The 22,355-nt window shown below is 68.9% G+C and carries 25 protein-coding genes; 14 read left to right on the plus strand and 11 right to left on the minus strand.

Annotation, left to right across the window (positions count from 1 at the left end):
* Positions 1 to 70: 70 nt before the first annotated feature.
* On the minus strand, positions 71 to 1,168 hold the full coding sequence (gene ychF, locus EV216_RS12745) for a redox-regulated ATPase YchF (RefSeq protein WP_132695916.1): 1,098 nt from the start codon (positions 1,166 to 1,168) through the stop codon (positions 71 to 73).
* A 142-nt stretch (positions 1,169 to 1,310) separates the two neighbouring features.
* Here ychF and trpA point away from each other — a divergent pair, with 142 nt between their 5' ends.
* Positions 1,311 to 2,102, plus strand: a complete 792-nt coding sequence (trpA, locus tag EV216_RS12750; RefSeq protein ID WP_132695917.1) for a tryptophan synthase subunit alpha — start codon at positions 1,311 to 1,313, stop codon at positions 2,100 to 2,102.
* A 4-nt stretch (positions 2,103 to 2,106) separates the two neighbouring features.
* Here trpA and EV216_RS12755 read toward each other — a convergent pair whose 3' ends face one another.
* Positions 2,107 to 2,919 carry an ABC transporter permease gene (locus tag EV216_RS12755; protein WP_243642075.1) on the minus strand — a complete coding sequence of 271 codons (813 nt, stop codon included), beginning with the start codon at positions 2,917 to 2,919 and terminating at the stop codon, positions 2,107 to 2,109.
* Between the two features lie 161 nt (positions 2,920 to 3,080).
* On the opposite strand from EV216_RS12755, the gene EV216_RS12760 reads away from it, so the two are divergent.
* The gene (locus EV216_RS12760; RefSeq protein WP_132695918.1) at positions 3,081 to 3,686 is read left to right on the plus strand and encodes a GcrA family cell cycle regulator; all 606 of its coding nucleotides are present in this window, start codon (positions 3,081 to 3,083) and stop codon (positions 3,684 to 3,686) included.
* Positions 3,687 to 3,738: 52 nt separating this feature from the next.
* Here the strand turns inward: EV216_RS12760 and EV216_RS12765 are convergent, their stop codons facing one another.
* On the minus strand, positions 3,739 to 5,730 hold the full coding sequence (locus EV216_RS12765) for an AsmA family protein (RefSeq protein ID WP_132695919.1): 1,992 nt from the start codon (positions 5,728 to 5,730) through the stop codon (positions 3,739 to 3,741).
* 106 nt (positions 5,731 to 5,836) lie between these two features.
* Here EV216_RS12765 and rimO point away from each other — a divergent pair, with 106 nt between their 5' ends.
* From rimO to EV216_RS12780, 3 genes are all read left to right on the plus strand, one after another.
* Complete coding sequence (gene rimO, locus EV216_RS12770) at positions 5,837 to 7,228, plus strand: 30S ribosomal protein S12 methylthiotransferase RimO (protein WP_165899240.1); 1,392 nt, start codon at positions 5,837 to 5,839, stop codon at positions 7,226 to 7,228.
* 81 nt (positions 7,229 to 7,309) lie between these two features.
* Complete coding sequence (gene cutA / locus EV216_RS12775) at positions 7,310 to 7,621, plus strand: divalent cation tolerance protein CutA (protein ID WP_132695921.1); 312 nt, start codon at positions 7,310 to 7,312, stop codon at positions 7,619 to 7,621.
* 51 nt (positions 7,622 to 7,672) lie between these two features.
* The gene (locus EV216_RS12780) at positions 7,673 to 8,215 is read left to right on the plus strand and encodes a DUF4405 domain-containing protein (protein ID WP_132695922.1); all 543 of its coding nucleotides are present in this window, start codon (positions 7,673 to 7,675) and stop codon (positions 8,213 to 8,215) included.
* 58 nt (positions 8,216 to 8,273) lie between these two features.
* Here EV216_RS12780 and EV216_RS12785 read toward each other — a convergent pair whose 3' ends face one another.
* Together EV216_RS12785 and EV216_RS12790 are read right to left on the minus strand one after the other, a co-directional pair.
* Positions 8,274 to 8,537: a DUF6455 family protein gene (locus tag EV216_RS12785; protein WP_132695923.1), complete on the minus strand. Its 264-nt coding sequence runs from the start codon at positions 8,535 to 8,537 to the stop codon at positions 8,274 to 8,276.
* Between the two features lie 6 nt (positions 8,538 to 8,543).
* Complete coding sequence (locus EV216_RS12790; protein WP_132695924.1) at positions 8,544 to 8,813, minus strand: DUF6455 family protein; 270 nt, start codon at positions 8,811 to 8,813, stop codon at positions 8,544 to 8,546.
* A 122-nt stretch (positions 8,814 to 8,935) separates the two neighbouring features.
* Between EV216_RS12790 and EV216_RS12795 the strand changes: the two genes are divergently transcribed.
* The gene (locus tag EV216_RS12795; protein WP_132695925.1) at positions 8,936 to 9,325 is read left to right on the plus strand and encodes a thiol-disulfide oxidoreductase DCC family protein; all 390 of its coding nucleotides are present in this window, start codon (positions 8,936 to 8,938) and stop codon (positions 9,323 to 9,325) included.
* Positions 9,326 to 9,334: 9 nt separating this feature from the next.
* Positions 9,335 to 9,574, plus strand: a complete 240-nt coding sequence (locus EV216_RS12800) for a hypothetical protein (protein ID WP_132695926.1) — start codon at positions 9,335 to 9,337, stop codon at positions 9,572 to 9,574.
* Between the two features lie 11 nt (positions 9,575 to 9,585).
* On the opposite strand, the gene EV216_RS12805 is transcribed toward EV216_RS12800, so the two are convergent.
* A complete protein-coding gene (locus EV216_RS12805) occupies positions 9,586 to 9,834 on the minus strand; it encodes a DUF167 domain-containing protein (protein ID WP_132695927.1) in 249 nt (82 codons plus the stop codon).
* A gap of 94 nt (positions 9,835 to 9,928) precedes the next feature.
* On the opposite strand from EV216_RS12805, the gene EV216_RS12810 reads away from it, so the two are divergent.
* Together EV216_RS12810 and EV216_RS12815 are read left to right on the plus strand one after the other, a co-directional pair.
* Positions 9,929 to 10,507 carry a nitroreductase family protein gene (locus EV216_RS12810; RefSeq protein WP_132695957.1) on the plus strand — a complete coding sequence of 193 codons (579 nt, stop codon included), beginning with the start codon at positions 9,929 to 9,931 and terminating at the stop codon, positions 10,505 to 10,507.
* Positions 10,504 to 11,202, plus strand: a complete 699-nt coding sequence (locus tag EV216_RS12815) for an EI24 domain-containing protein (protein WP_132695928.1) — start codon at positions 10,504 to 10,506, stop codon at positions 11,200 to 11,202. The genes EV216_RS12810 and EV216_RS12815 overlap by 4 nt, the downstream gene beginning before the upstream one ends.
* Before the next feature lie 9 nt (positions 11,203 to 11,211).
* Here the strand turns inward: EV216_RS12815 and mce are convergent, their stop codons facing one another.
* Both mce and EV216_RS12825 read right to left on the minus strand, forming a co-directional pair.
* Complete coding sequence (gene mce / locus EV216_RS12820) at positions 11,212 to 11,616, minus strand: methylmalonyl-CoA epimerase (protein WP_132695929.1); 405 nt, start codon at positions 11,614 to 11,616, stop codon at positions 11,212 to 11,214.
* 344 nt (positions 11,617 to 11,960) lie between these two features.
* Positions 11,961 to 13,364 (minus strand): methyl-accepting chemotaxis protein, encoded by a 1,404-nt coding sequence (locus EV216_RS12825; RefSeq protein ID WP_132695930.1) that lies wholly within the window; start codon positions 13,362 to 13,364, stop codon positions 11,961 to 11,963.
* A 314-nt stretch (positions 13,365 to 13,678) separates the two neighbouring features.
* Here EV216_RS12825 and EV216_RS12830 point away from each other — a divergent pair, with 314 nt between their 5' ends.
* From EV216_RS12830 to EV216_RS12850, 5 genes are read left to right on the plus strand one after another with little or no spacing between them, the layout of a single operon-like run.
* Positions 13,679 to 14,710, plus strand: a complete 1,032-nt coding sequence (locus tag EV216_RS12830) for a BMP family protein (protein ID WP_132695931.1) — start codon at positions 13,679 to 13,681, stop codon at positions 14,708 to 14,710.
* On the plus strand, positions 14,710 to 16,236 hold the full coding sequence (locus tag EV216_RS12835; RefSeq protein WP_132695932.1) for an ABC transporter ATP-binding protein: 1,527 nt from the start codon (positions 14,710 to 14,712) through the stop codon (positions 16,234 to 16,236). The genes EV216_RS12830 and EV216_RS12835 overlap by 1 nt, the downstream gene beginning before the upstream one ends.
* Positions 16,226 to 17,272 (plus strand): ABC transporter permease, encoded by a 1,047-nt coding sequence (locus EV216_RS12840; RefSeq protein ID WP_132695933.1) that lies wholly within the window; start codon positions 16,226 to 16,228, stop codon positions 17,270 to 17,272. The genes EV216_RS12835 and EV216_RS12840 overlap by 11 nt, the downstream gene beginning before the upstream one ends.
* Positions 17,272 to 18,216 (plus strand): ABC transporter permease, encoded by a 945-nt coding sequence (locus tag EV216_RS12845; RefSeq protein ID WP_132695934.1) that lies wholly within the window; start codon positions 17,272 to 17,274, stop codon positions 18,214 to 18,216. Before EV216_RS12840 ends, EV216_RS12845 begins: the two co-directional genes overlap by 1 nt.
* Positions 18,217 to 19,509 (plus strand): amidohydrolase family protein, encoded by a 1,293-nt coding sequence (locus tag EV216_RS12850; protein WP_132695935.1) that lies wholly within the window; start codon positions 18,217 to 18,219, stop codon positions 19,507 to 19,509.
* 66 nt (positions 19,510 to 19,575) lie between these two features.
* Here the strand turns inward: EV216_RS12850 and EV216_RS12855 are convergent, their stop codons facing one another.
* From EV216_RS12855 to EV216_RS12865, 3 genes are read right to left on the minus strand one after another with little or no spacing between them, the layout of a single operon-like run.
* Positions 19,576 to 19,986, minus strand: a complete 411-nt coding sequence (locus tag EV216_RS12855; protein WP_132695936.1) for a F0F1 ATP synthase subunit epsilon — start codon at positions 19,984 to 19,986, stop codon at positions 19,576 to 19,578.
* Between the two features lie 55 nt (positions 19,987 to 20,041).
* Entirely contained in the window at positions 20,042 to 21,466 is a 1,425-nt protein-coding gene (gene atpD, locus EV216_RS12860) for a F0F1 ATP synthase subunit beta (RefSeq protein ID WP_132695937.1), read from the minus strand.
* A gap of 18 nt (positions 21,467 to 21,484) precedes the next feature.
* Positions 21,485 to 22,354, minus strand: a complete 870-nt coding sequence (locus EV216_RS12865) for a F0F1 ATP synthase subunit gamma (RefSeq protein WP_132695938.1) — start codon at positions 22,352 to 22,354, stop codon at positions 21,485 to 21,487.
* Position 22,355 lies beyond the last annotated feature (1 nt).

The following is a 22,355-nucleotide window of genomic DNA, read 5'->3' on the forward strand; positions in this document are numbered from 1 at the left end:
TTTCTGGCCGGTGTCGCGACCGGATTGCGGTGTGCGCCCCTTTCCGCGGCCGATGCCGCCGCGCGCGGGTTCAGGCGTTGAACAGGAAATGCAGCACGTCGCCGTCCTGCACGACATAGGCCTTGCCCTCGGCGCGCATCTTCCCGGCATCCTTGGCCGCCTGTTCGCCGCCCAGCGTGACGTAATCCGCATAGGCGATGGTCTCGGCCCGGATGAATCCGAGCTCGAAATCGCCATGGATCACCCCGGCGGCCCTGGGGGCGGATGTGCCCTGCGCGATGGTCCAGGCGCGGGCCTCCTTGGGGCCGACGGTGAAATAGGTCTGCAATCCCAGAAGCTTGTAGCCCGCCTTGATGAGCCGGTCGAGGCCGGCCTCGTCCAGCCCCAGCTCGGCCAGGAATTCGCGCGCCTCCTCGGCGTCGAGCTGGCTGATCTCTTCCTCGATGCGCGCCGAGATGACCACGGAGGCCGCGCCCTGCGCCTCGGCCATGCGGGCGACGGCGGCGGAATGGGCGTTGCCCTCCGCGGCCTCGGCCTCGGAGACGTTGCAGACATAAAGGACGGGTTTCGCGGTCAGAAGCTGGAGCATGTCCCAGAGGCGGGCATCCTCGTCGGCGACCTGGACGGTGCGGGCGGGCTGGCCCTGTTCCAGCGCGGCCAGCGCGGTTTTCAGCAGGCGTTCCTGCGCGATGGCCTCCTTGTCGCCGCCCTTGACCTTGCGCACGAGGTTCTGAAGCCGCCGCTCGATCGATTCCATGTCGGCGATCATCAGCTCGGTCTCGATCACCTCGGCGTCCGCCACCGGGTCCACCCGGCCCTCGACATGGGTGACGTCGTCATCCTCGAAGCAGCGCAGGACATGGGCGATGGCGTCGCATTCGCGGATATTGGCCAGGAACTGGTTGCCCAGGCCCTCGCCCCGGGACGCGCCCTTCACCAGCCCCGCGATATCGACGAAGGTCATGCGCGCGGGGATGATCTGTTTCGATCCGGCGATGGCGGCCAGCCTGTCGAGGCGGGCATCGGGCACCGCCACCTCGCCCACATTGGGCTCGATCGTGCAGAAGGGGAAATTCGCCGCCTGCGCCGCCGCGGTGCGGGTCAGCGCGTTGAACAGCGTCGACTTGCCCACATTGGGCAGCCCCACGATCCCGGTCTTGAAGCCCATCTGCCGTCTCTCCCGCCTGAGGTCCGCGCGCATGTAGGGGGCGGCGGCGGGTGGCGTCAAGCGACGCGGCGGCCAAAGCGCCCATTGATTTTCCCCGCCCGCTGCCGCAAACCGCATCCGACAGGACCGGGGGAGGACCGACATGACCCGCATCGACGCCAAGTTCGCCGCGCTGAAGGCCGAGAACCGCAAGGCCTTTGTCGCCTATGTGATGGCGGGCGATCCGGATTACGCGACCTCGCTGGAACTGGTGCAGGGGCTGCCGGGCGCGGGGGTGGACATCATCGAGCTGGGCATGCCCTTTACCGATCCGATGGCGGACGGGCCGACGATCCAGCTTGCCGGTCAGCGGGCGCTGGAGGGCGGGCAGACCCTGCAGAAGACGCTGGACATGGCGCGGGCGTTCCGCGCGGGCGACGACACCACGCCGATCGTGATGATGGGCTATTACAACCCGATCTATAACCGGGGCGTGGAGCGGTTCCTGGCCGATGCGCGCGAGGCCGGGATCGACGGGCTGATCGTGGTGGACCTGCCGCCCGAGGAGGATGAGGAACTGTGCATCCCCGCGCAGGCGGCGGGGCTGAACTTCATCCGGCTGGCCACGCCGACGACCGACGACAAGCGCCTGCCCAAGGTGCTGCAGAACACCAGCGGGTTCGTCTATTACGTCTCGATCACGGGGATCACCGGGGCGGCGGCGGCCGAGGCGGCGGATGTCGCCCCCGAGGTGGCCCGGATCAAGGCGCGGACCGATCTGCCGGTGATCGTGGGCTTCGGCATCCGCACGCCCGAGACGGCCGAGGCCATCGCCGCCGTGGCCGATGGGGCGGTGGTCGGCTCGGCCATCGTCAAGCTGGTCGAGGAGGGCCGCCCGGTGCCCGAGATCCTGTCCTATGTCGCGGGGCTGGCCGAAGGCGCGCACCGGGCCTGAGGGATTACGCCTTCATCCGGTAGCCGGTGCGGAACCAGTACCAGCACAGCGCCATCACCGCGGCGGTGACGGCGGAACAGACCGCCAGCCCCAGCCAGGGCGAGCTGTCGGATTGCCCGATGATGCCGTAGCGCACGCCGTCGATCAGGTAGAAGACCGGGTTGAAATGGGTCACGGTCTGCATCGTCTGCGGCAGCCGCTCGATGGAATAGAAGGTGCCCGACAGGAAACTGAGCGGCGTCACGATGAAATTGGTGATCGCCGCCATCTGGTCGAACTTGTTGGCGAAGATCGCCGCCACGATGCCGAGGCCCGACAGCAGCGCCGAGCCCAGCAGCACGAAGACCAGCGCCCAGAGCGGATGCGCCAGCCCGATACCCAGCACCAGCAGCATCGGCACCGCCACCAGCAGCGCCACCAGCAGGCCGCGCACCACGCCGCCCGCGGTATAGCCCAGCAGGAGTTCCAGCGGCGACAAGGGCGGCATCAGCGTGTCGACGATATTGCCCTGCACCTTGGAGATCAGGATCGAGGAGGAGGTGTTGGCAAAGGCGTTCTGGATCACCGTCATCATCAGGATGCCGGGGGCAAGGAAATGGATGAAGGGCACGCCCATCACCGTTTCGCGGTCGGGTCCGATGGCCAGCGCGAAGACGCCCAGAAACAGCGCCGCGGTGGCCAGCGGCGCGGCCAGTGTCTGGCTCCAGACCAGGACAAAGCGCATGATCTCGCGCTCGCTCAGGGTCCAGAGGCCCAGCCAGTTGACCCGGCCGAAGCGCCTGGTGCCCATCCCTGCCGCCGCGTTTGCCTTGTCCATGCCGGTCGCGTCCATTTCGTCCGTCTCCTGTCCCAGGCTTGCGCTTGTATCCCCGAAGCGCCCCGGATTAGAATAGGGCCTTGATCGAATTCTCCCATCCGGCGGGCAGCCGGGGCGCCTGCCGCCCCCCGTCCGGCACCGGAACTGCCCAAGGAAGTGCCATGTCCTGGACCGAAGACCGCGTCGAGACGCTGAAACGCATGTGGGGCGAGGGTCAGTCCGCCAGCCAGATCGCCAAGGAACTGGGCGGCGTGACCCGCAACGCGGTGATCGGCAAGGTGCACCGGCTGGGCCTGTCGAACCGGGCGGGCGGCAGCGCGCCCGCGGCGCCCGTGAAACCCGCCCCGGCCAAGGAGAAACCGGCCCGCGCCGAGGCACCCGAGGCCCGGGCCGACACGCCCGCGCCCGAACGCAAGCCCGCCGAGCCGCGCCCCGCGGCCGCCGCGCCGCAGCCGGTGGCGCCTGCCCCCGTGCCCGTCCCGCGCAAGCCCGTCCTGGTCACGGCCGGCCAGCCGCTGCCGCCGCAGCCCTCGGCCAACGAGATCAGCCCCGAGGCGCTGGCCTCGGTGCGCGAGGTCGAGAAGACGGCCATGAAGCTGACGCTGATGGAACTGACCGAGCGCACCTGCAAATGGCCGATCGGCGATCCGGCGACGCAGGATTTCTGGTTCTGCGGATTGCCGGTGCAGCAGGGCAAGCCCTATTGCGAGGCCCATGTCTCGGTCGCCTTTCAGCCGATGAGCACGCGGCGCGACCGCAAGCGGTGATCCTGTCGGCGTGGCGCCCTGACCGCGTGCGGTCGGGGCGCGGCTTCGGCCGCTAATCGCCGCCCAGAAGCTTTCTCAGCCCCTTCTTCGCCTCGTCCTCGAGCTTGCGCCTTGCGGCGTCTTCCAGACGCTCGCCCTCGTCGGTGCGCAGGCCCAGTTCCCGTGCGGCCCTTTCCTTGGCGTCGGCTTCGGCCTTTTTCGCCGCCGCGCGGGCCTTTTCCTCGGCGGCCTTCTTCTGCTCGTCAAGCTCCAGCCGCTCGCGCGCGATGGAGTCCAGGTCGAGTCGGTAGCGCGGATTGGCCCAGGTGCCGGTGATCAGCAGCGGCACGCGCAGGCCCTTGTCGCCCTCGCTGCCCGCGAGCGCCCGGGACAGCAGCCGATAATCGAGCGTGCGCGCCCCGATGCCGACCTTGCCCGCGCCGGTCGCGGTCACAAGCGGCGCGGCCAGCGCCAGATCGTCATTGCGCAACACGCCCTTGTCGATGGTGAAACTGGCGGTGATGCCGTCGAAGATGGTCCGGGCGCCCTCGCCGACATAGCCCAGGTCAAGCGTGCGGATCATCCCCGCGATATCGAGGCCGCGCAGCTCGCCCTTGCCCAGCCGCAGCGCGCCAGAGCCCGACAGGCCCTGCATGATCGCCGCCATCGACCCGCCGGAGCCGAGGAATTGCAGCCGCAGATCGCCCTGCCCGATCAGCCGGTCGTAATCGACCAGATCGCGCAGCAGGGGCTGCATCGCGATGCCCGCAACCGTCAGATCGCCGCCGACCGAATTGCCGCCGCGCCCGTTCAGCACGAGATTGCCGGTGATCCGCCCGCCATGGGCCTGCACCTCGCGCAGGTCGAGCACGAGGCGGCGGTCGGTCAGCGTGGCGGCGATGCGGGTGGGACCCAACCGGGTCGCGCCCAGGTTGACGGATTGCGCGGCCAGCGTCACCTCGGCATCGAGCGCGCCAAGGGCGGAGAGGTCGATCGGCGCGGTGGACCAGCCGTCGTCCCTGGCCTTGCCGCCCGTGCCCGACCCCGATCCGCCGCCCGATCCGCCGGTCAGCGCCGAGAGGTCCAGCGCCCCGGCGGTGAATTGCCCCGTCAGCCGCGGCTTGCCCGACAGCGCCAGATCGGCCGCGCCCGAGATCACGTTGCCATCCTGGCGCAGCACGCCCTCGCGCAGACGGATCGTGCCGTCGGGGGAGTAGGCAATCTGGCCCTTGAGGCCCAGTTGCCGCCCGATCCCGGCGGGTGCGGGCTGGCCCAGCGCGGCGAAGATCGCCCGCAGATCCGCCAGATCGGCATCGAGTGCGCCCTCGGCCGAGAGCGGCGCGAGCCCTGCCCGCCCGTCGAAACCGGCCCGGGCATTGCCCAGCGTCGCGTCGAGCACGAGGCCGGAGACCGCGCCACCGATGAAATCGTCGACGCGCGCGATCCGGGCGGTCGCGGCCAGTTTCTGGCCGTTCAGGACCGCCGCGAGGTCGATCCGGGCGGGGCCGTCCTGCTGCGGCAGGGCCAGCGTGGCATCGACCCCGGCCAGTTCCGTGCGGGTGCCCGCGGCGCGGTCGTGATAGATGAAACTGCCATCGGTGATCCGCCCGGCATCCAGCGTGAAGCCGCGGCCGGCCTTGCCCGCGCCGCCCGGCCCGGCGGTGGCAGGCGCCGCGGCGCGCGGCGGGAAGTCCCAGTTCGCGCGCCCGTCCGCGGCGCGTTCCAGCACGATCCTGGGCGATTGCGCCACGATCTCGCGGATCACGATCTCGCCCCCGATCAGTGCCTTGAGGTCCAGCCCGACCGACAGCCCCTCGGCCGCCAGCATCGGGCCTGCATCGGACCATTCGGCATTGGACAGCGTGACCGGCCCCGTCGCCACCCCGATCTCGGGCCAGAGCGACGGGGTCAGCCGCCCCGACATGGTCAGCTCGCGCCCGGTCGCGCCGCGGACCTGGTCCTGCACCAGCGCGGCGACCTTGTCGGCGGGCAGCAGGAACAGCCCGCCCACCATCAGCCCGGCCAGAACGACTAGGGCAAGAACCAGACGGATGATCCAGCGCATGGCGCACCTCCGGGTTGTGCTGCCCAAGACTAGGCGCAGGGCAGGCGCATCGGCAAGCGCGGGTTCTCCACTTTCCCGCGACCGCGCGCATCGCTATATGCGCCCCATGGTAACGAACCCGCCCGATCTGCGTCCCGACCGCGCGCCCCGCGCCCGGATCGAGGATGCCCCCCGCCCCGGCCAGCCGACCATCGGCATGGTCTCTCTCGGCTGTCCCAAGGCGCTGGTGGACAGTGAACGCATTCTCACGCGGCTGAGGGCCGAGGGCTATGCGATCAGCCCCGATTACGCGGGCGCCGATGCCGTGATCGTGAATACCTGCGGGTTCCTCGATTCCGCCAAGGCCGAAAGCCTGGAGGCGATCGGCGAGGCGCTGAAGGAAAACGGGCGGGTGATCGTCACGGGCTGCCTGGGCGCGGAGCCGGGCTACATCACCGGCGCGCATCCGACGGTTCTGGCGGTCACGGGGCCGCATCAATACGAACAGGTGCTGGATGCGGTGCATGCCGCGGTGCCGCCCGATCCCGATCCGTTCGTGGACCTGCTGCCCGCGTCGGGGGTCACGCTGACGCCGCGCCATTACAGCTATCTCAAGATTTCCGAGGGCTGCAATCACGCCTGCCGCTTCTGCATCATCCCCGACATGCGCGGGCGGCTGGTCTCGCGTCCCGCCCATGCCATCCTTCGCGAGGCGGAACGGCTGGTCGAGGCGGGCGTGCGGGAATTGCTGGTCATCAGCCAGGATACATCCGCCTATGGGCTGGACCTGAAACATGCCACCGAGAACGGCCACCGCGCGCATATCACCGATCTGGCGCGCGACCTGGGGGGTCTGGGGGCCTGGGTGCGGCTGCATTACGTCTATCCCTACCCGCATGTGCGCGAGCTGATCCCGCTGATGGCCGCCCATTCAGATTCCGGCGGGCTGGTGCTGCCCTATCTGGACATCCCGTTCCAGCATGCCCATCCCGACACGCTGAAACGCATGGCCCGCCCGGCGGCGGCGGCCAGGACGCTGGACGAGATCGCGGCCTGGCGGCGCGACTGTCCCGATCTGGCGCTGCGCTCCACCTTCATCGTGGGCTTTCCGGGCGAGACCGAGGCCGAGTTCCAGACGCTGCTGGACTGGCTGGACGAGGCGCAACTGGATCGCGTGGGCTGCTTTCGCTACGAGAATGTCGCGGGCGCCCGGTCGAACGCCCTGCCCGATCACGTCCCCGACGAGGTCAAGGACGACCGCTGGCACCGCTTCATGGAAAAGGCGCAGGCGATTTCCGAGGCAAAGCTGGCGGCGAAGGTCGGCCAGCGGCTGGAGGTGATCGTGGACGAGGTGGACGAGGACGGGGTTGCCACCTGCCGCACCATGGCCGACGCGCCCGAGATCGACGGCTGCCTGTTCATCGACGAGGACACCGGGGGGCTGGCGCCGGGGGATTTCGTCACCGTCGAGGTGGACGAGGCGGGGGAGTATGATCTGTGGGGCCGCCGTCTGCGCTGAACCGGCGAATTTCGAACCTTGCCCTTAACAGCGCCGCCCGAGGCTTTAGGATGACGCCTGCCTGTCTTTGCAGAGGTCCCCATGATCCACGTCACCACCACCTGCCCCGATCTCGACACCGCGCGGGCCATCGCGCGGGCGGCGCTGGCCGAGCGGCTGGCGGCCTGTGCGAATATCACGCCGGGGATCCTGAGCCTGTTTCACTGGCAGGACGCGATTTCCGAGGAGGAGGAGGTGCAGGTCACCTTCAAGACGACCGAGGCGGCGCGGGCCGATCTGGTGACGCTGATCGAGATCGAGCATCCCTATGAGCTGCCGGTCATCACCTGGGAGACGGTCGCGGGCACGCGGGAGGCCGAGGATTGGCTGGCCTGGGAGACGCGGCGGGGCTGACAGCTTGTCGCAGGCCGACGGAACCGGGCGTCGGGCGCGTATGACGCCTCGATGATAGCCACACGGATCGAGGTTTCCGCAATGTCCGCCCAGTCCACCCTTCGCAAATTCGCCACGCCGCTGACCATCGGGGCTTCGCTGCTCCTGGGGGTGACGGGCATCCTGTTGTTCTTTCACGCCAATACCGGGCTGAACAAGCTGGCCCATGAATGGGTGGGGCTGGCCTTCGTGGCCATTGTCGCGCTGCATGTGGCGGTGAACTGGCGCCCCTTCGTCGCGCATCTGAAGCGCCCGACGGGGCGGGCCGCGACGGCGCTGTTCGCCGTCCTTCTGGCCCTGACCTTCCTGCCGCTGGGCGGCGGTCAGGGCCAGGGCGGGCGGCCGGATTTCGCGCTGCTGGCCCGGGTCACGGCCGCGCCGCTCGACACGCTGGCGGTGGTGCTGGACGAAAGCCCCGAGGCGCTGGCCGAACGGCTGCGCGATGCGGGCCATGCGGGCGCCGATTACGACAGCACGATCGCGGCGCTGGCGGGCGATGACCGGCACGCGCAGATGGAGCTGATCCGGGTGATCCTGGGCACGCCGCGAGGCTGACGGCCGCCTGGGCAGAACGAGGCCCCCGCCCCTGGCGGGGCCTTTCGCGGTTGCCGGATCAGGCCGCCGGGAATTTCAGCGCCTCGAGCCGCGCCTTGAGCGGGCACCAGTCGGGCAAGGCCTGGGCGCCTGCGCCCTGGCGGGCGAGCCAGGGCATGCAGCGGTCGGTCCGGTCGCAATGGCAGCAGGTCGCGACCAGTTCGGCGAATTCGCCCCGGGCCAGCCGACCGGCCTGAAGCGCGCCGTTGACATTGACGCCGATGGTGCGCGCCATGCCCTGCGTCAGCCAGAAATGTTTTGACAGCCTGCCCCGGTCTTCCATCGCGCCTCACGCGGTCACAAGTCGTGCCCGCATCGCCTCCAGCAGATCCTTGTTGCGGCAATAGCCGGGCGTTTCCTCGGCGCCCACCTCGTGATCGTCCAGCCAGCCCTTGCAATGGGCCGGATCGGTGCAGCCGAGGCAGCGCGAGACGGTGGCGCGCATGTCCTCGGGTGTCCAGTTGCCGGCCATCATCTCCTCGGTGAGGTCGAGACCCAGCGTCTCGGCCATTTTCTCCACCAGTTCCGTATGTTCGTCATACTTTGCCTGGCCGGACATGGCAGTCTCCCGTTGGCTGTTTCGGGGGGCAGTAGACCGGAGAGTTGGGCCTGCTGCCTTGATGCGTGTCAAATTGGCGCGAACCTCTTGCAGAGCCGCGCCGCGCGCCTAGCTGGCCCGCGATGGACCAGACGGAAGTGATCTATAACGGTGCCTGTCCGATCTGCGCGCGCGAGATCGCGGGCTACCGGCGGTTGAGCGAGGCCGGTGGCCTGCCGATCCGGTATACCGACCTGAACGCGGCCGATCTTGCGCGGCTGAGCCTGAGCGCCGAAGACGCGGCGCGGCGGCTGCATGTGGTGCAGGAGGGCCGCCTGATTGCCGGGTTCCCGGCCTTCCTGGCGCTGTGGTCGAGCATGCCGCGGATGCGCTGGCTGGCGCGCCTCCTGGGCCTGCCCGGGCTGCGAACCGTCATCGGCGCCGCCTATGAGCGTATTGCCGCGCCGCTGCTGTATGCCCTGCATCGGCGCCGCCGGAACCGGGCGCTTCACAAGGCGCGTCCGGGCGGCTAGCCTGAGCGCATGTTCAGCATCGAGCACGATTTCGACGCCACGGTGATTACCCTTGTCGACGAGGGCCGCGCGCCCTTGCAGGAGGATGTGACGATCACCGCCTTCGAGGATTGCGTGACCATCGAGCAGCTGGATGCGCGCACGGGCGAGGTGCAGAAGATCACGCTGTCGCTGGGCCAGGTGCATGAGTTGGGGGCGGCGCTGGACCTGCCCGAAGGGATCTACCGGATCGGACCCGAGCGGGACTGACGCGGCCTGCCTCAGTCCAGCACCCGGATCAGCTTGTCCCGGGCGGTCTGGCCGCGGATGATGGCGAGGCGGGATTTCGGCACGCCCAGCGCCCTGGCCAGCAATTTCAGGACCGCCGCATTGGCCTTGCCGTCCTCGGGCACGCAGGTGACGTAGATGCGCAGGAGCCCGTCCTCGGGAACGATCCGGTCGCGCGAGGACTTTGGCGTCACGCGCAGGGCGATCTCGGTGCCGGGGGCGGAGAGGTGGGAGAGATCCATGCCGCTTGCTGGCCAATGCGCGGGCCTGCGTCAAGCCGGGCTTGCGCGCTGCGCGGGGATGGCCGACATCAAGGGCAACAAGATGGAGATGCCGATGCCCGCCCCCCGCCCCGAGGTGATGGAGTTCCTGCTGACCCGCCGGTCGCGCCCCGCCAAGACCCTGCGCGCGCCCGCGCCGGACCGGGCGGCGCTGCGGCCGATCCTGACCGCGGCGCTGCGCAGTCCCGATCACGGCAAGCTGGAGCCCTGGCGGCTGATCGTGCTGGAGGAACCCGCGCTGCGGCGGCTGGCCGGGCTGGTGCGGGCGCGGGGCGCGGTGCTGGGCCATGGCAGCGAGGCGATCGACAAGGCGGCATCGGCCTATGAGACCAGCCCGCTGGCGGTCGTGGTGGTGGCCGCGCCGAAAGCCTCGGACAGGATCCCCGAGATCGAACAGGTCTATTCGGCGGGCGCGGTCTGCCTTGCGCTGCTGAATGCCGCGCTGGCCTCGGGCTGGGGGGCGAACTGGCTGTCGGGCTGGCCCGCCCATGACCGGGGATTCGTCGAGACGGGGCTGGGGCTGAGCGCGCAGGAACGGGTGGTGGGCGTGGTCCATATCGGCACCGAGACCGCCGCGCCGCCCGAGCGTCCGCGCCCGGATGTGGACGCGCTGACCGAATGGATGGCGCAATGATCTTTGCCGCCTTTCTCAAGGCGCTGGGCCAGCTTGGCGATCGTGCCTTTCGCAAGGTGCTGCTGCTGGGGATCGGGTTGTCGGTGGGGTTGCTGGCGGCGCTGTATGGCGCGATCTTCCTGCTGATCGGCTGGCTGGTGCCGGACAGCGTCACCCTGCCCTGGATCGGCGAATTGCGCTGGGTGGACGAGTTCCTGTCGGGCGCCTCGCTGGTGCTGATGCTGGTGCTGTCGGTGTTTCTGATGGTCCCCGTGGCCTCGGCCTTTACCGGGCTGTTCCTGGACGATGTGGCCGAGGCGGTCGAGGCGCGGCATTATCCCCATCTGCCGAAGGTGCCGCCGGTGCCGGTGCTGGACCAGATCCGGGACGGGCTGGGCTTCTTCGCGGTGGTGGTCGGGGTGAACCTCGTCGCGCTGGTGCTGTATTTCATGGTGGGGCCCTTCGCGCCGCTGCTGTTCTGGGCGGTGAACGGCTTCCTGCTGGGGCGGGAATATTTCCAGATGGCGGCGATGCGGCGGCTGGGGCGCAAGGGCGCCGTGGCGCTGCGCAAGCGTCACGGCCTGACGGTCTTTGCCGCGGGCCTGCTGATGGCGGTGCCGCTGTCGCTGCCGCTGGTGAACCTGGTGATCCCGATCCTGGGCGCGGCGGTGTTCACGCATCTGGTGCAGCGGCTGGCCCCGCAAGGGGCCGCCTGAGCGCGCGGGTCAGACCTGTTCCAGCTCGACCAGACAGCCGTTGAAATCCTTGGGATGCAGGAACAGCACCGGCTTGCCATGGGCGCCGATCTTGGGCTCGCCGGTGCCCAGCACCCGCGCGCCCTGCGCCTTGAGTCGGTCGCGGGCGGCCAGGATATCCTCGACCTCGTAGCAGAGGTGATGGATGCCGCCCGAGGGGTTCTTTTCGAGAAAGCCCCTGATCGGGCTGTCCTCGCCCAGCGGATGGAGCAGTTCGATCTTGGTGTTCGGCAATTCGATGAAGATCACCGTGACGCCGTGATCGGGTTCGTCCTGGGGGGCGCCGACGCGGGCGCCCAGCGTGTCGGCATATTGGGCGGCGGCGGCGTCCAGATCCGGGACGGCGATGGCGACATGGTTCAGACGGCCGATCATGGGCGGGTTCCTCGCTGCGAAGTCCTGCGCCGGTTTATCGGGCTTCGGCGGGGCGGCGCAACCCCCGGCCTGTGATCGCCTTGGCGATCGCATCCGAAGGGCGCGCGCGGCGGCCCCGCCTGGGCGGGGCGCTGCCGGGCAGCGTCTGGCCGGTCCGACATCCCCTGCGCGCGCAGGGGCCTTGCCCTTCGGTCCTTGCCCCGTGCTTGGCCCCGTGCTTGCGCCCGACCTGCCGAAGCCGAACCGCGCCGGGAAAATCCGGGCAGGGTCCCGTGCCCGTGCCCGGGCAAGGCAACCGGGCGGCCGGGGCAGGACCGGGATGCAGGCCGCGGCGGGCGGGAGGATCAGAACCTGTAGCCCATGCGGAAGCCGCCCCAGTGGCGTCCGCCCACATGGATCGGGGCCGAGAGATCCTTCATCAGCACGAACTGGCCGCCGCCCATGTCACGGCGATAGACCTGGATCAGGAAGGGCGCGGTGGACCGCCCCGCTGTCAGGCCCACGCGGTCGTCGAAGACCCGCCGGTTCCGGCAATTGGCCGCGTTCCAGACCGGATCCTTGCCCTGCGGCTGGGAGTATTTCCGGTTATGGGTCGGAAGGTATCCGTTGCGGTCGACCGCGGCGCAGAAGACGATGCGGGGATCGAGATCGAGCGCGGGCTCCTGCACGGGGGGCAGGATGGCATCGGTCAGCCGGGTGAAGGGGGCCATCGCCTGAACCGGATCGGTGCCGGGGATCGGGGCATAGCGCTGGTCGAACAGATCGCCCTGCGAGATCCGCCCGGTGGCGACGGCCTGTTCGAACATCCCGCCGATCCGCGACGCGGTCTCGCGCACGAAGTCGATCAGGGGGCCGTCGGCATGGGCACCGCCTGCAAGCACCGAGTTCTGCACCACCGATTCGCCAAGCGAGACCAGCCGGTCCACCCGTTCGCGTGCCTCGTGGACGCCGGCGGCGGTCTGGCCGGTGGACTCGACAAGCGCGGCGAAGGCGGGGGTGAAGCGGGCATTCGCGGCGCCGACCTCTGCGGCGCGGTCGGTGATCTCGGCCGCGGCGCTTCGCGTGGCCTCGACCGAGGTGGTCATCCGGGTAAGGACCAGGTCGGTTTCCTGCGCCGCCTTCAGCACCTCTGCGGCATCGCCCGAGGCCGTGCCCGCCTCGGCGCGCAATTCGTCGATGCGCTTGCGCAGCCCGGTGATGGCCTGGGTGATCGTCGCCGTGGCACCTGCGGTCTGGCGCGACAGGTCGTTGATCGCCTCGGCGACGACGGCAAAGCCGCGCCCCGCCGTGCCCGCGCGCACCGCCTCGATCTTGGCATTGATGGCAAGGATGTTGACCTGTGCGGCGATGCTGGCGATCTCGGCCGTCGAGCCATCGACCATCTTGAGCGTGCCCGAGACATCGGCCATGCGGGCATCGACCGATTGCACCCAGGCGGCGACGTTCCGGCTGTGATGACCGCTGTCGCGCAGGAGCCGGGCAGAGCCCGTCACCGCCGCCATCGTGTCCTCGGCCGTCTGCGCCACCTGATCGGCGGCCCCCTGCACCGCCTCGTTCGCCGCGGAGACAGAGATCGCGGCATCGCGCGCGACGCTGATCTGCGCCATCTGGGCATGGGCGGCCGCGTCGAGGGCATCGAGGAAGGCGGCGACCTCGACGATGTCGCGGCCAAGCGTCTCGCCGCCGCGAACGATCGCGTCGAGATGGCTTTCTGACGATGCGTAGGCCGGTCCGGGATCGAGGGGCATGGGACGGTCCGTGTTGTGAGCGTGCCCCACCATCGCGGCCGCGCCTTTCGTCGAGGTTAACGACAGCGCTGTGTGCGTCGGAAAAACGACCGGGCGGGCGGGGAACGACGCGCCTTCGGTCGGCGGCCCGGCAAGCCGCACCCGGTCGCCGACCGCGTTTCGCCCATGTCCCGTGCGTTTTCCCGTCGCATGCCTGCCAAACGAGCGATCTTCCCTTCCACCCGCGGGCATGCCACTCTCGCCGCGTTCCAAATGACCGCCGAATGGCCCTCTATCGGGGGCGAATGACCACGGAAAGACAGGGGGAATCCGACATGGCTGCCAGCAAGACCCACGGAATCGACATCGCGCGGCGCAGGTTGCTGCTGGGCGCGGGGGGGGCTGCCGCCGCCGCGGGGCTGGGGCTGGCGCCGGGGCGGCTGTTCGCGCAGGAGCCGATCAGCGTCGCGGGCATCTACACGGTGCCGGTGGAGCAGCAATGGGTCAGCCGCATCCATGTCGCGGCCGAGGCGGCGAAGGCGGCGGGCCAGGTCAGCTATGTCTTCAGCGAGAACACCTCGAACACCGATTACCCGCGCGTGATGCGCGAATATGCCGAGCGCGGCGTCAAGCTCATCATCGGCGAGATCTTCGGCGTCGAACAGGAAGCGCGCGAGGTGGTGCTGGACTATCCCGAGACCGCGTTCCTGCTGGGCTCGTCCTTCCTGGACGATCCGGCCTATCCGAATCTCGCGGTTTTCGACAACTACATCCAGGATGCGTCCTACCTGTCGGGCATCATCGCGGGGGCGATGACGCAGACCGGCAATATCGGCATGGTCGGCGGCTTTCCGATCCCCGAGGTCAACCGGCTGATGCATGCCTTCATGGCGGGCGTGCGCGAGACGCGGGCGGATGCGCGGTTCCAGGTCAGCTTCATCGGGTCGTGGTTCGATCCGCCCAAGGCCAAGGAGACGGCCTTTGCGATGATCGAGGCGGGGGCGGATCTTCTGTATGCCGAACGCTTCGGCGTGTCGGATGCCGCGAAGGAACGCGGCGTGCTGGCCATCGGCAACGTGATCGACACGCAGGCCGATTATCCCGAGACGGTCGTCGCCTCGGCGCTGTGGCATTTCGAGCCGACCTTGCAGGCCGCACTCGCCCGGGTGGCCGAAGGGACATTCGAGGCGGCGAATTACGGGCTCTATTCCTTCATGAAGGAAGGCGGCTGTTCGCTGGCGCCGCTTGGCAGCTTCGAGGGCAAGGTGCCGCAAGCCGCACTCGATCTGGTGGCCGAGCGCGAGGCCGCGATCCGGGCGGGCAGCTTCGAGGTCGCGATCGACGACAGCGAGCCCAGATCCGCCTGATGGGGGCGCGCGAGGTCGTCCTGCGCCTTGAGGGGATCACCAAGAGGTTCGGGAAGCTTGCCGCGAACGACGATGTCGGCTTCGCCCTGCATCGGGGCGAAGTCCTTGCGTTGCTAGGGGAAAACGGCGCGGGCAAGACCACGCTGATGAACATCCTGTTCGGCCATTACACGGCCGATGCGGGCACGGTCGAGGTGTTCGGCAAGGCGCTGCCCCCCGGTGCGCCCGGCGCGGCGCTGGCGGCGGGCGTGGGCATGGTGCATCAGCATTTCACGCTGGCGGGCAACCTGACGGTGCTGGAGAATATCCTGCTGGGCACGCGGCCGCTGTTCGGGCTGGGCCTCGGGCGGGCGGCGGCGCGGGCGCGGGTCGAGCGATTGTCCCGCGATTTCGGGCTGGCGGTGCACCCGGATGCCAAGGTGCGCAGCCTGTCGGTGGGCGAACGCCAGCGGGTCGAGATCCTGAAGGCGCTGTATCGCGAGGCGCGCATCCTGATCCTGGACGAACCCACCGCCGTCCTGACGCCGCAGGAAAGCGACGCGCTGTTCGCGACGCTGAAAAAGGCGGTGGCGCTGGGGCTGTCGATCATCTTCATCTCGCACAAGCTGCATGAGGTGATGGCGGTGTCGGACCGGGTGGTGGTGCTGCGCCATGGCAAGGTGGCGGGCGAGGTGGCGACGGCGGAGACCGACCGCCACCGGCTGGCCGAGCTGATGGTGGGCGCCGAGGTCGCCCTGCCCCACCCCGCGCCGGGCCGGGCGGGCGAAATGCTGATGGAACTGCGCGATGTCTCGACCCCGTCCGAGGGCAACCGCACGGGGCTGAGGCGGGTTTCGCTTGCGCTGCGGGCCGGGCAGATCACCGGGCTGGCGGGGGTGGCGGGCAATGGGCAGGGGGCGCTGGCCGATCTGGTCTCGGGGCTGATCGCGCCGGCAAGCGGGGCGCTGCGGGTCGGCGGGACGGAGGTCAGCGGCTGGAGCCCGCGCGCGGCGCTGGATGCTGGCGTGGGCCGCATCCCCGAGGATCGCCATGCCACCGGGTCCATCGCCGATTTCACGCTGACCGAGAACGCGGTGCTGGAGGGCTATGCGCGGCAACCCTTCGCCCGGGCAGGCTGGATGGACTGGGGCCGCGCGCGCGCCCATGCCGAGGCGATCATCGCGAAATACGATATCCGCTGCCCCGGCCCCGAGGCGCGCATCCGGCTGCTGTCGGGGGGGAACATGCAGAAGCTGATCCTGGGCCGCGCGCTGGAGGCCGGGCCGAAGATCATCCTGGCGAACCAGCCGGTGCGGGGCCTCGATATCGGGGCGCTGACCTATGTGCAGGAATGCCTGATCGCGGCGCGGGATGCGGGCGCGGCCGTGCTGCTGATTTCCGAGGATCTGGACGAGATCCGGGTCCTGTCGGACGTGATCCATGTGATTTCTGCGGGCCGTCTGTCGCCGCCCTTTGCACGGGGGTCGAAGACGGTTGCGGAACTGGGCGTCTGGATGGCCGGACAGGGGTTTGCCGATGCGGCTTGAACCTGTGGCCGATCCGGGCCTTGTGCGGCTGATCGGCCTGCCTGCGCTGGCGCTGGCGGGCATGGTCGGTGTCGCCTCGGTGCTGGCGATGCTGGCCGGCGCGAACCCCTTTGCGGTGCTGGGGCTGATCGTGCAGGGCGCGGCGGGGTCGAAATTCGCAGCCCTCGAAACGCTGAACCGGGCGACGCCGCTGATCTTTACCGGGCTGGCCGTGGCCGTCGCGTTCCGGGCGAAGCTGTGGAATATCGGCGCCGAGGCGCAGCTATATGCGGGCGCGCTGATGACGGTGCTGATCGGCACGCAGCTGGGCCTGCCGGGCACGCTGGCCCTGCCGCTGATGGCGGGGGCGGCGATCCTGACCGGCGGGCTGGTGCTGCTGGGGCCGGTGCTGCTGAAGGTGCGGCTGGGGGTGGACGAGGTGGTGACCACGCTTCTGTTCAACTTCATCATGCTTCTGTTCGTCTCGATGCTGCTGGAAGGGCCGTTGAAGGACCCGATGGGGATGGGCTGGCCGAAATCCGAGGCCCTGCCCCGCGATGCCCGCCTGCCCCGGATCGTGGACGGGCTGCGGCTGCATTGGGGGTTCGGGCTGGCGCTGATCTCGGCGGTGCTGGTCTGGGTGATCCAGGTCAGGACGACGCTGGGCTATGAAATCCGCGCGGTCGGCCAGAACCCGCAGGCGGCGCGCTTCGCAGGGATCCCGGTGGGCCGGGTGATGGTCAAGACGGCGCTGTTGTCGGGCGGGCTGGCGGCGATGGCCGGGTTTTCCGAGGTGGCGGGGCTGAAGGGCAGCCTGACGCTCGATCTGTCGCCGGGCTTTGGCTATACGGGCATCGTGGTGGCCATGCTGGCGCTGCTGCACCCGCTGGGGGTCGTGGTCTCGGCGATCTTCGTGGCGGGGGTTTTCGTCGGGGCGAACTCGATGAGCCGGGCGGCCGAGGTGCCCACCTATATCGCCGATATCTCGGTCGCCACGGCGCTGTTGTTCATGGTGCTGGCGATCCTGCTGACGCGGTTCCGCGTGGTGAGGGGCTGATGGAGATTTTCGAGATCCTTCTGTCCGCCAGCTTCTGGGCCGCGGTGCTGCGCATCGCCTCGCCGCTGATCCTTGCCACGATGGGGGAGCTGATCTGCGAACGGGCGGGCGTGCTGAACCTCGGGATCGAGGGGATCATGGTCTTCGGCGCGTTTGCGGGCTGGATGGCGGTCTATGCGGGGCTGGGGCTGTGGCCCGGGGTGCTGGTGGCCTTTGCCGCGGGGGCGATGTTCGGGCTGGTCCATGCCACGCTGACGGTGCCCTTCGGGTTGTCGCAGCATGTGGTGGGGCTGGGGATCACGCTGCTGGCGACATCCTCGGCCTATTACGCCTATCGCCTCGCGCTGCCGCAGGTGACCAGCCCGCCGCGGATCACGCCGTTCCAGCCGCTGAACATCCCGGTGCTGTCGGATATCCCGTTTCTGGGCCCGGCGCTGTTTTCGCAGACGGCGCTGACCTATCTGGCCTTTGCCAGTGTCGCGGTCGTGGCGCTGGTGCTTTTCCGCACGCCGCTGGGCCTTGCGCTGCGCGCGGCGGGCGAGAACCCTTCGGCGGTCGAGGCGCAGGGGCTGTCGGTGACGGCGCTGCGGATGGGGGCGGTGATGGTCGGCTCGGGGCTGATGGCGGTGGGGGGCGCGTTCCTGACCATGTCGGCCTTCGATTCCTTCTTTTTCGAGATGGTGAACGGGCGGGGCTGGATCTGCATCGCGCTGGTGGTGTTCGGGGCCTGGATGCCGGGCAAGGCGCTGCTGGGCGCGCTGCTGTTCGCGGCCTTCGACGCGTTGCAGATACGGATGCAGCAGACGCCGATGGGCGCGCATGTGCCCTATCAGGTGTTCCTGATGGTGCCCTATGTGCTGTCGATCCTGGCGCTGGTGCTGATGTCGCGCCGGGCCGAGGTGCCCGCCGCGCTGATGGTGCCCTATAATCGCGGAGAGCGCTGAATGGCCGAGTTCGATATCCTTGTGCGGGGGGGCACCCTGCCCGACGGGCGCGTGGCCGATATCGGCACGCGGGGGGCGCGCATCGCAGCGGTGGGCGATCTGGCGGGGTCCACGGCGGGCCGCGTGATCGAGGCCGCGGGCGATCTGGTCAGCCCGCCCTTCGTGGACCCGCATTTCCATCTGGACGCGACGCTGAGCTATGGCACGCCGCGGATCAACGCCTCGGGCACGCTGCTGGAGGGGATCGCGCTGTGGGGGGAGTTGAAACGGCTGACGACTGTCGAGGAGATGGTGGACCGGGCGCTGGCCTATTGCGACTGGGCGGCAAGCATGGGGCTGCTGGCGATCCGCAGCCATGTGGACACCTGCGATGACGACCTGAAGGGCGTGCAGGCGCTGCTGCATGTGCGGGACGTGGTGAAGCCTTGGCTCGACCTGCAACTGGTGGCCTTTCCCCAGGACGGGTTCTTTCGCGACCCGAATGCGCAGGCGAACACGCTGCGCGCGCTGGACATGGGCGTGGATGTGGTGGGCGGCATTCCGCATTTCGAGCGCACGATGGAGGCCGGGCGCGAATCCGTGCGGGTGCTGTGCGAGATCGCGGCGGAACGGGGGCTGATGGTCGACATGCATTGCGACGAGACCGACGACCCGCTGTCGCGCCATGTCGAGACGCTGGCCCACGAGGCGCAGCGGCTGGGGCTACAGGGGCGGGTTGCGGGCAGTCACCTGACCTCGATGCATTCGATGGACACTTACTATGTCTCCAAGCTGTTGCCGCTGATGGCCGAGGCGGGGCTTGCCGCGATCCCGAACCCGCTGATCAACATCGTGTTGCAGGGACGGCATGACACCTACCCCAAGCGGCGCGGGCTGACCCGGGTCAAGGAAATGCAGGCGCATGGCATCACGGTCGGCTGGGGGCAGGATTGCGTGCGCGATCCGTGGTATTCGCTGGGCACGGCGGACATGCTGGACGTGGCCTTCATGGGGCTGCATGTGGCGCAGATGACCGCGCCCGAGGAAATGCGGCGCTGTTTCGACATGGTGACGGTCGAGAACGCGCGGATCCTGGGACTGGAGGGCTATGGGCTGCACGAGGGCGCGGTTGCCTCGCTGGTGGTGCTGGATGCGGGCGATCCGGTGGAGGCGATCCGGCTGCGCCCCGACCGGCTGGCGGTGATCGCCAAGGGCCGGGTGGTGGCCGAAAAGGCGCGCAACGACACGCTTCTGGCGCTGGAGGGGCGGCCTGACCGCGTGCGGCGGCGGCATCGGCCCGGGGCGGCGGGCTGAGAGACCACGGAAACGGAAAAGGCCCCGCCGGGGCGGGGCCTTGTCGGATGGGCGGGCTGCGCCCTGTCAGTTCTTCGGCTCGAAGCCCATGCGCGAGCCCATCGCCACCATGTCGGCCAGCATCTTGGCCGAGGCGTCGACGAGTTCCGCCTTGGCCTCAAGATGCGCGGCGCGGGCGGCGGCGATCATCTCCTCGATCATCTCCTTCGTCACTTCCTCGACGGCATGCGAGCGTTCGGCCAGCACGGTGGCGCTGTCGGACGTGATCTCGGCGAAGCCGCCGGTGACGATGTATTTCTGGCTGCCCTTCTCGGTGAAGACCTCGAGCACGCCGGGGCGCAGCGTGGTGATCATCGGGGCGTGCTTGGGCATCGCGGTCAGGTCGCCCTCGAAGCCCGGAATGACGACCTGAAGGGCGCGTTCCGAGGCGACGCGGCGCTCGGGCGCGACGAGGTCGAATTGCAGCGTGTCGGCCATGATGCCTCCTTGGAAAACGCGCGCCGGGCGGGTTCACCCGGCGCCTTGTGCCCGATCAGGCGGCTTCGGCCGCCATCTTCTCGGCCTTGGCGATCACCTCTTCGATATCGCCGACCATGTAGAAGGCGGCTTCGGGAAGGTGGTCGAACTCGCCCGCCACGACGCGCTTGAAGCTGTCGATGGTCTTTTCCAGCGGCACCTGCACCCCGTCCGAGCCGGTGAACACCTTGGCCACGTCGAAGGGCTGCGACAGGAAGCGCTGGATCTTGCGGGCGCGGGACACGGTCAGCTTGTCCTCTTCGCTAAGCTCGTCCATGCCGAGGATCGCGATGATGTCCTGCAGCGACTTGTAGCGTTGCAGGATGCCCTGAACTTCGCGGGCGACGTTGTAATGCTCTTCGCCGACGATCGCCGGATCGAGGATTCGCGACGAGGAATCGAGCGGGTCCACCGCCGGGTAGATGCCAAGCTCGGAGATCGCGCGCGACAGAACGGTCGTGGCGTCGAGGTGGGCAAAGGTGGTGGCGGGCGCGGGGTCGGTCAGGTCGTCCGCGGGAACGTAGACGGCCTGGATCGAGGTGATCGAACCCGCCTTGGTCGAGGTGATGCGTTCCTGCATCGCGCCCATGTCGGTCGCCAGCGTCGGCTGGTAGCCCACCGCGGACGGGATGCGGCCCAGCAGCGCCGACACCTCGGAACCCGCCTGGGTGAAGCGGAAGATGTTGTCGACGAAGAACAGGACGTCGGTGCCGGACTGGTCGCGGAACTGCTCGGCCAGCGTCAGACCGGTCAGCGCGACGCGGGCGCGCGCCCCCGGGGGCTCGTTCATCTGGCCATAGACCAGCGCCACCTTGGATTCCGCCAGATCGTCGATCTTGATGACGCCGGAATCCATCATCTCGTGATAGAGGTCGTTGCCCTCGCGCGTCCGCTCGCCGACACCGGCGAACACGGAATAGCCCGAGTGCACCTTGGCGATGTTGTTGATCAGTTCCATGATGAGCACGGTCTTGCCCACCCCGGCGCCGCCGAACAGGCCCACCTTGCCGCCCTTGGAATAGGGCGCAAGAAGGTCGATGACCTTGATCCCGGTCACCAGGATGTCGGACGAGGTCGCCTGATCGGCGAATTCGGGCGCGGGCTGGTGGATCGAGCGTTTCTCGCTTGCGGCCACGGGACCCTTTTCGTCGATCGGTTCGCCGATCACGTTCAGGATGCGGCCGAGCGTGGCATCGCCCACCGGCACCGAGATCGGGCCGCCGGTATCGGTGACGCGGGCGCCGCGGACCAGACCTTCGGTCGCGTCCATGGCGATGGCGCGCACGGTGTTCTCGCCCAGGTGCTGGGCCACTTCCAGCACCAGCCGCTTGCCGTTGTTCTCGGTTTCCAGCGCGTTCAGAATCTCGGGCAGGTGGGCCTCGAACTGCACGTCGACGACGGCGCCAATCACCTGTGTGATCTTGCCTACAGCGTTTGCCATTGCGTTTCTCCGGTTCCGCTAGAGCGCCTCGGCGCCCGAAATGATTTCGATGAGTTCCTTGGTGATCGCGGCCTGACGCGAGCGGTTGTACTCGATGGTCAGCCGGTCGATCATGTCGCCCGCGTTGCGCGTGGCGCTGTCCATGGCCGACATCCGCGCGCCCTGTTCGGAGGCGCCGTTCTCGAGCAGCGCCGCAAAGATCTGGGTGGCGACGCCATGGGGCAGCAGTTCCGCCATGATCTCGCCCTCGGTCGGCTCGAAGCTGTAGATGGTCGAGAACGCCTCGGGCGCGTCGAACACCGCCGGGATGATCTGCTGGGCCGTCGGCTCCTGGCTGATGACCGAGCGGAAGCGGCTGAAGAAGATCGTGGCGACGTCGAATTCGCCGACCTTGAAGCGTTCCATCACGTCATCGGCGATCCCGCGGGCGTCGTCATAGCCCACGCGCTTGACCTCGGACAGGTCGATATGGCCGACCATCAGCTCGTTGAAGTCGCGTTTCAGCTGTTCGCGGCCCTTGCGGCCCACGGTGAGGATCTTGACCGTCTTGCCCTGGCGGATCAGGTCGTTGATCCGGACCCTGGCCATCCGCACGATGGACGAGTTGAACGCCCCGCACAGGCCACGCTCGGCGGTCATCACCACCAGCAGGTGGACCTTGTCCGACCCGGTGCCGACCAGCAGCCGGGGCGCGTTGGCGGCCCCGGTGGACGACGCGGCAAGGCCGGACATCACCTTCTGCATCTGCTCGGCATAGGGGCGCGCGCTTTCGGCGGCCTCCTGGGCGCGGCGGAGCTTGGCCGCCGCGACCATCTGCATGGCCTTGGTGATCTTCCGCGTGTTCTTGACGCTTCCGATCCGGTTCTTCAGATCCTTGAGGCTGGGCATC

Origin of the sequence: Rhodovulum steppense (genome assembly GCF_004339675.1) — a bacterium.
GTDB classification, from domain to species: Bacteria; Pseudomonadota; Alphaproteobacteria; order Rhodobacterales; family Rhodobacteraceae; genus Rhodovulum; species Rhodovulum steppense.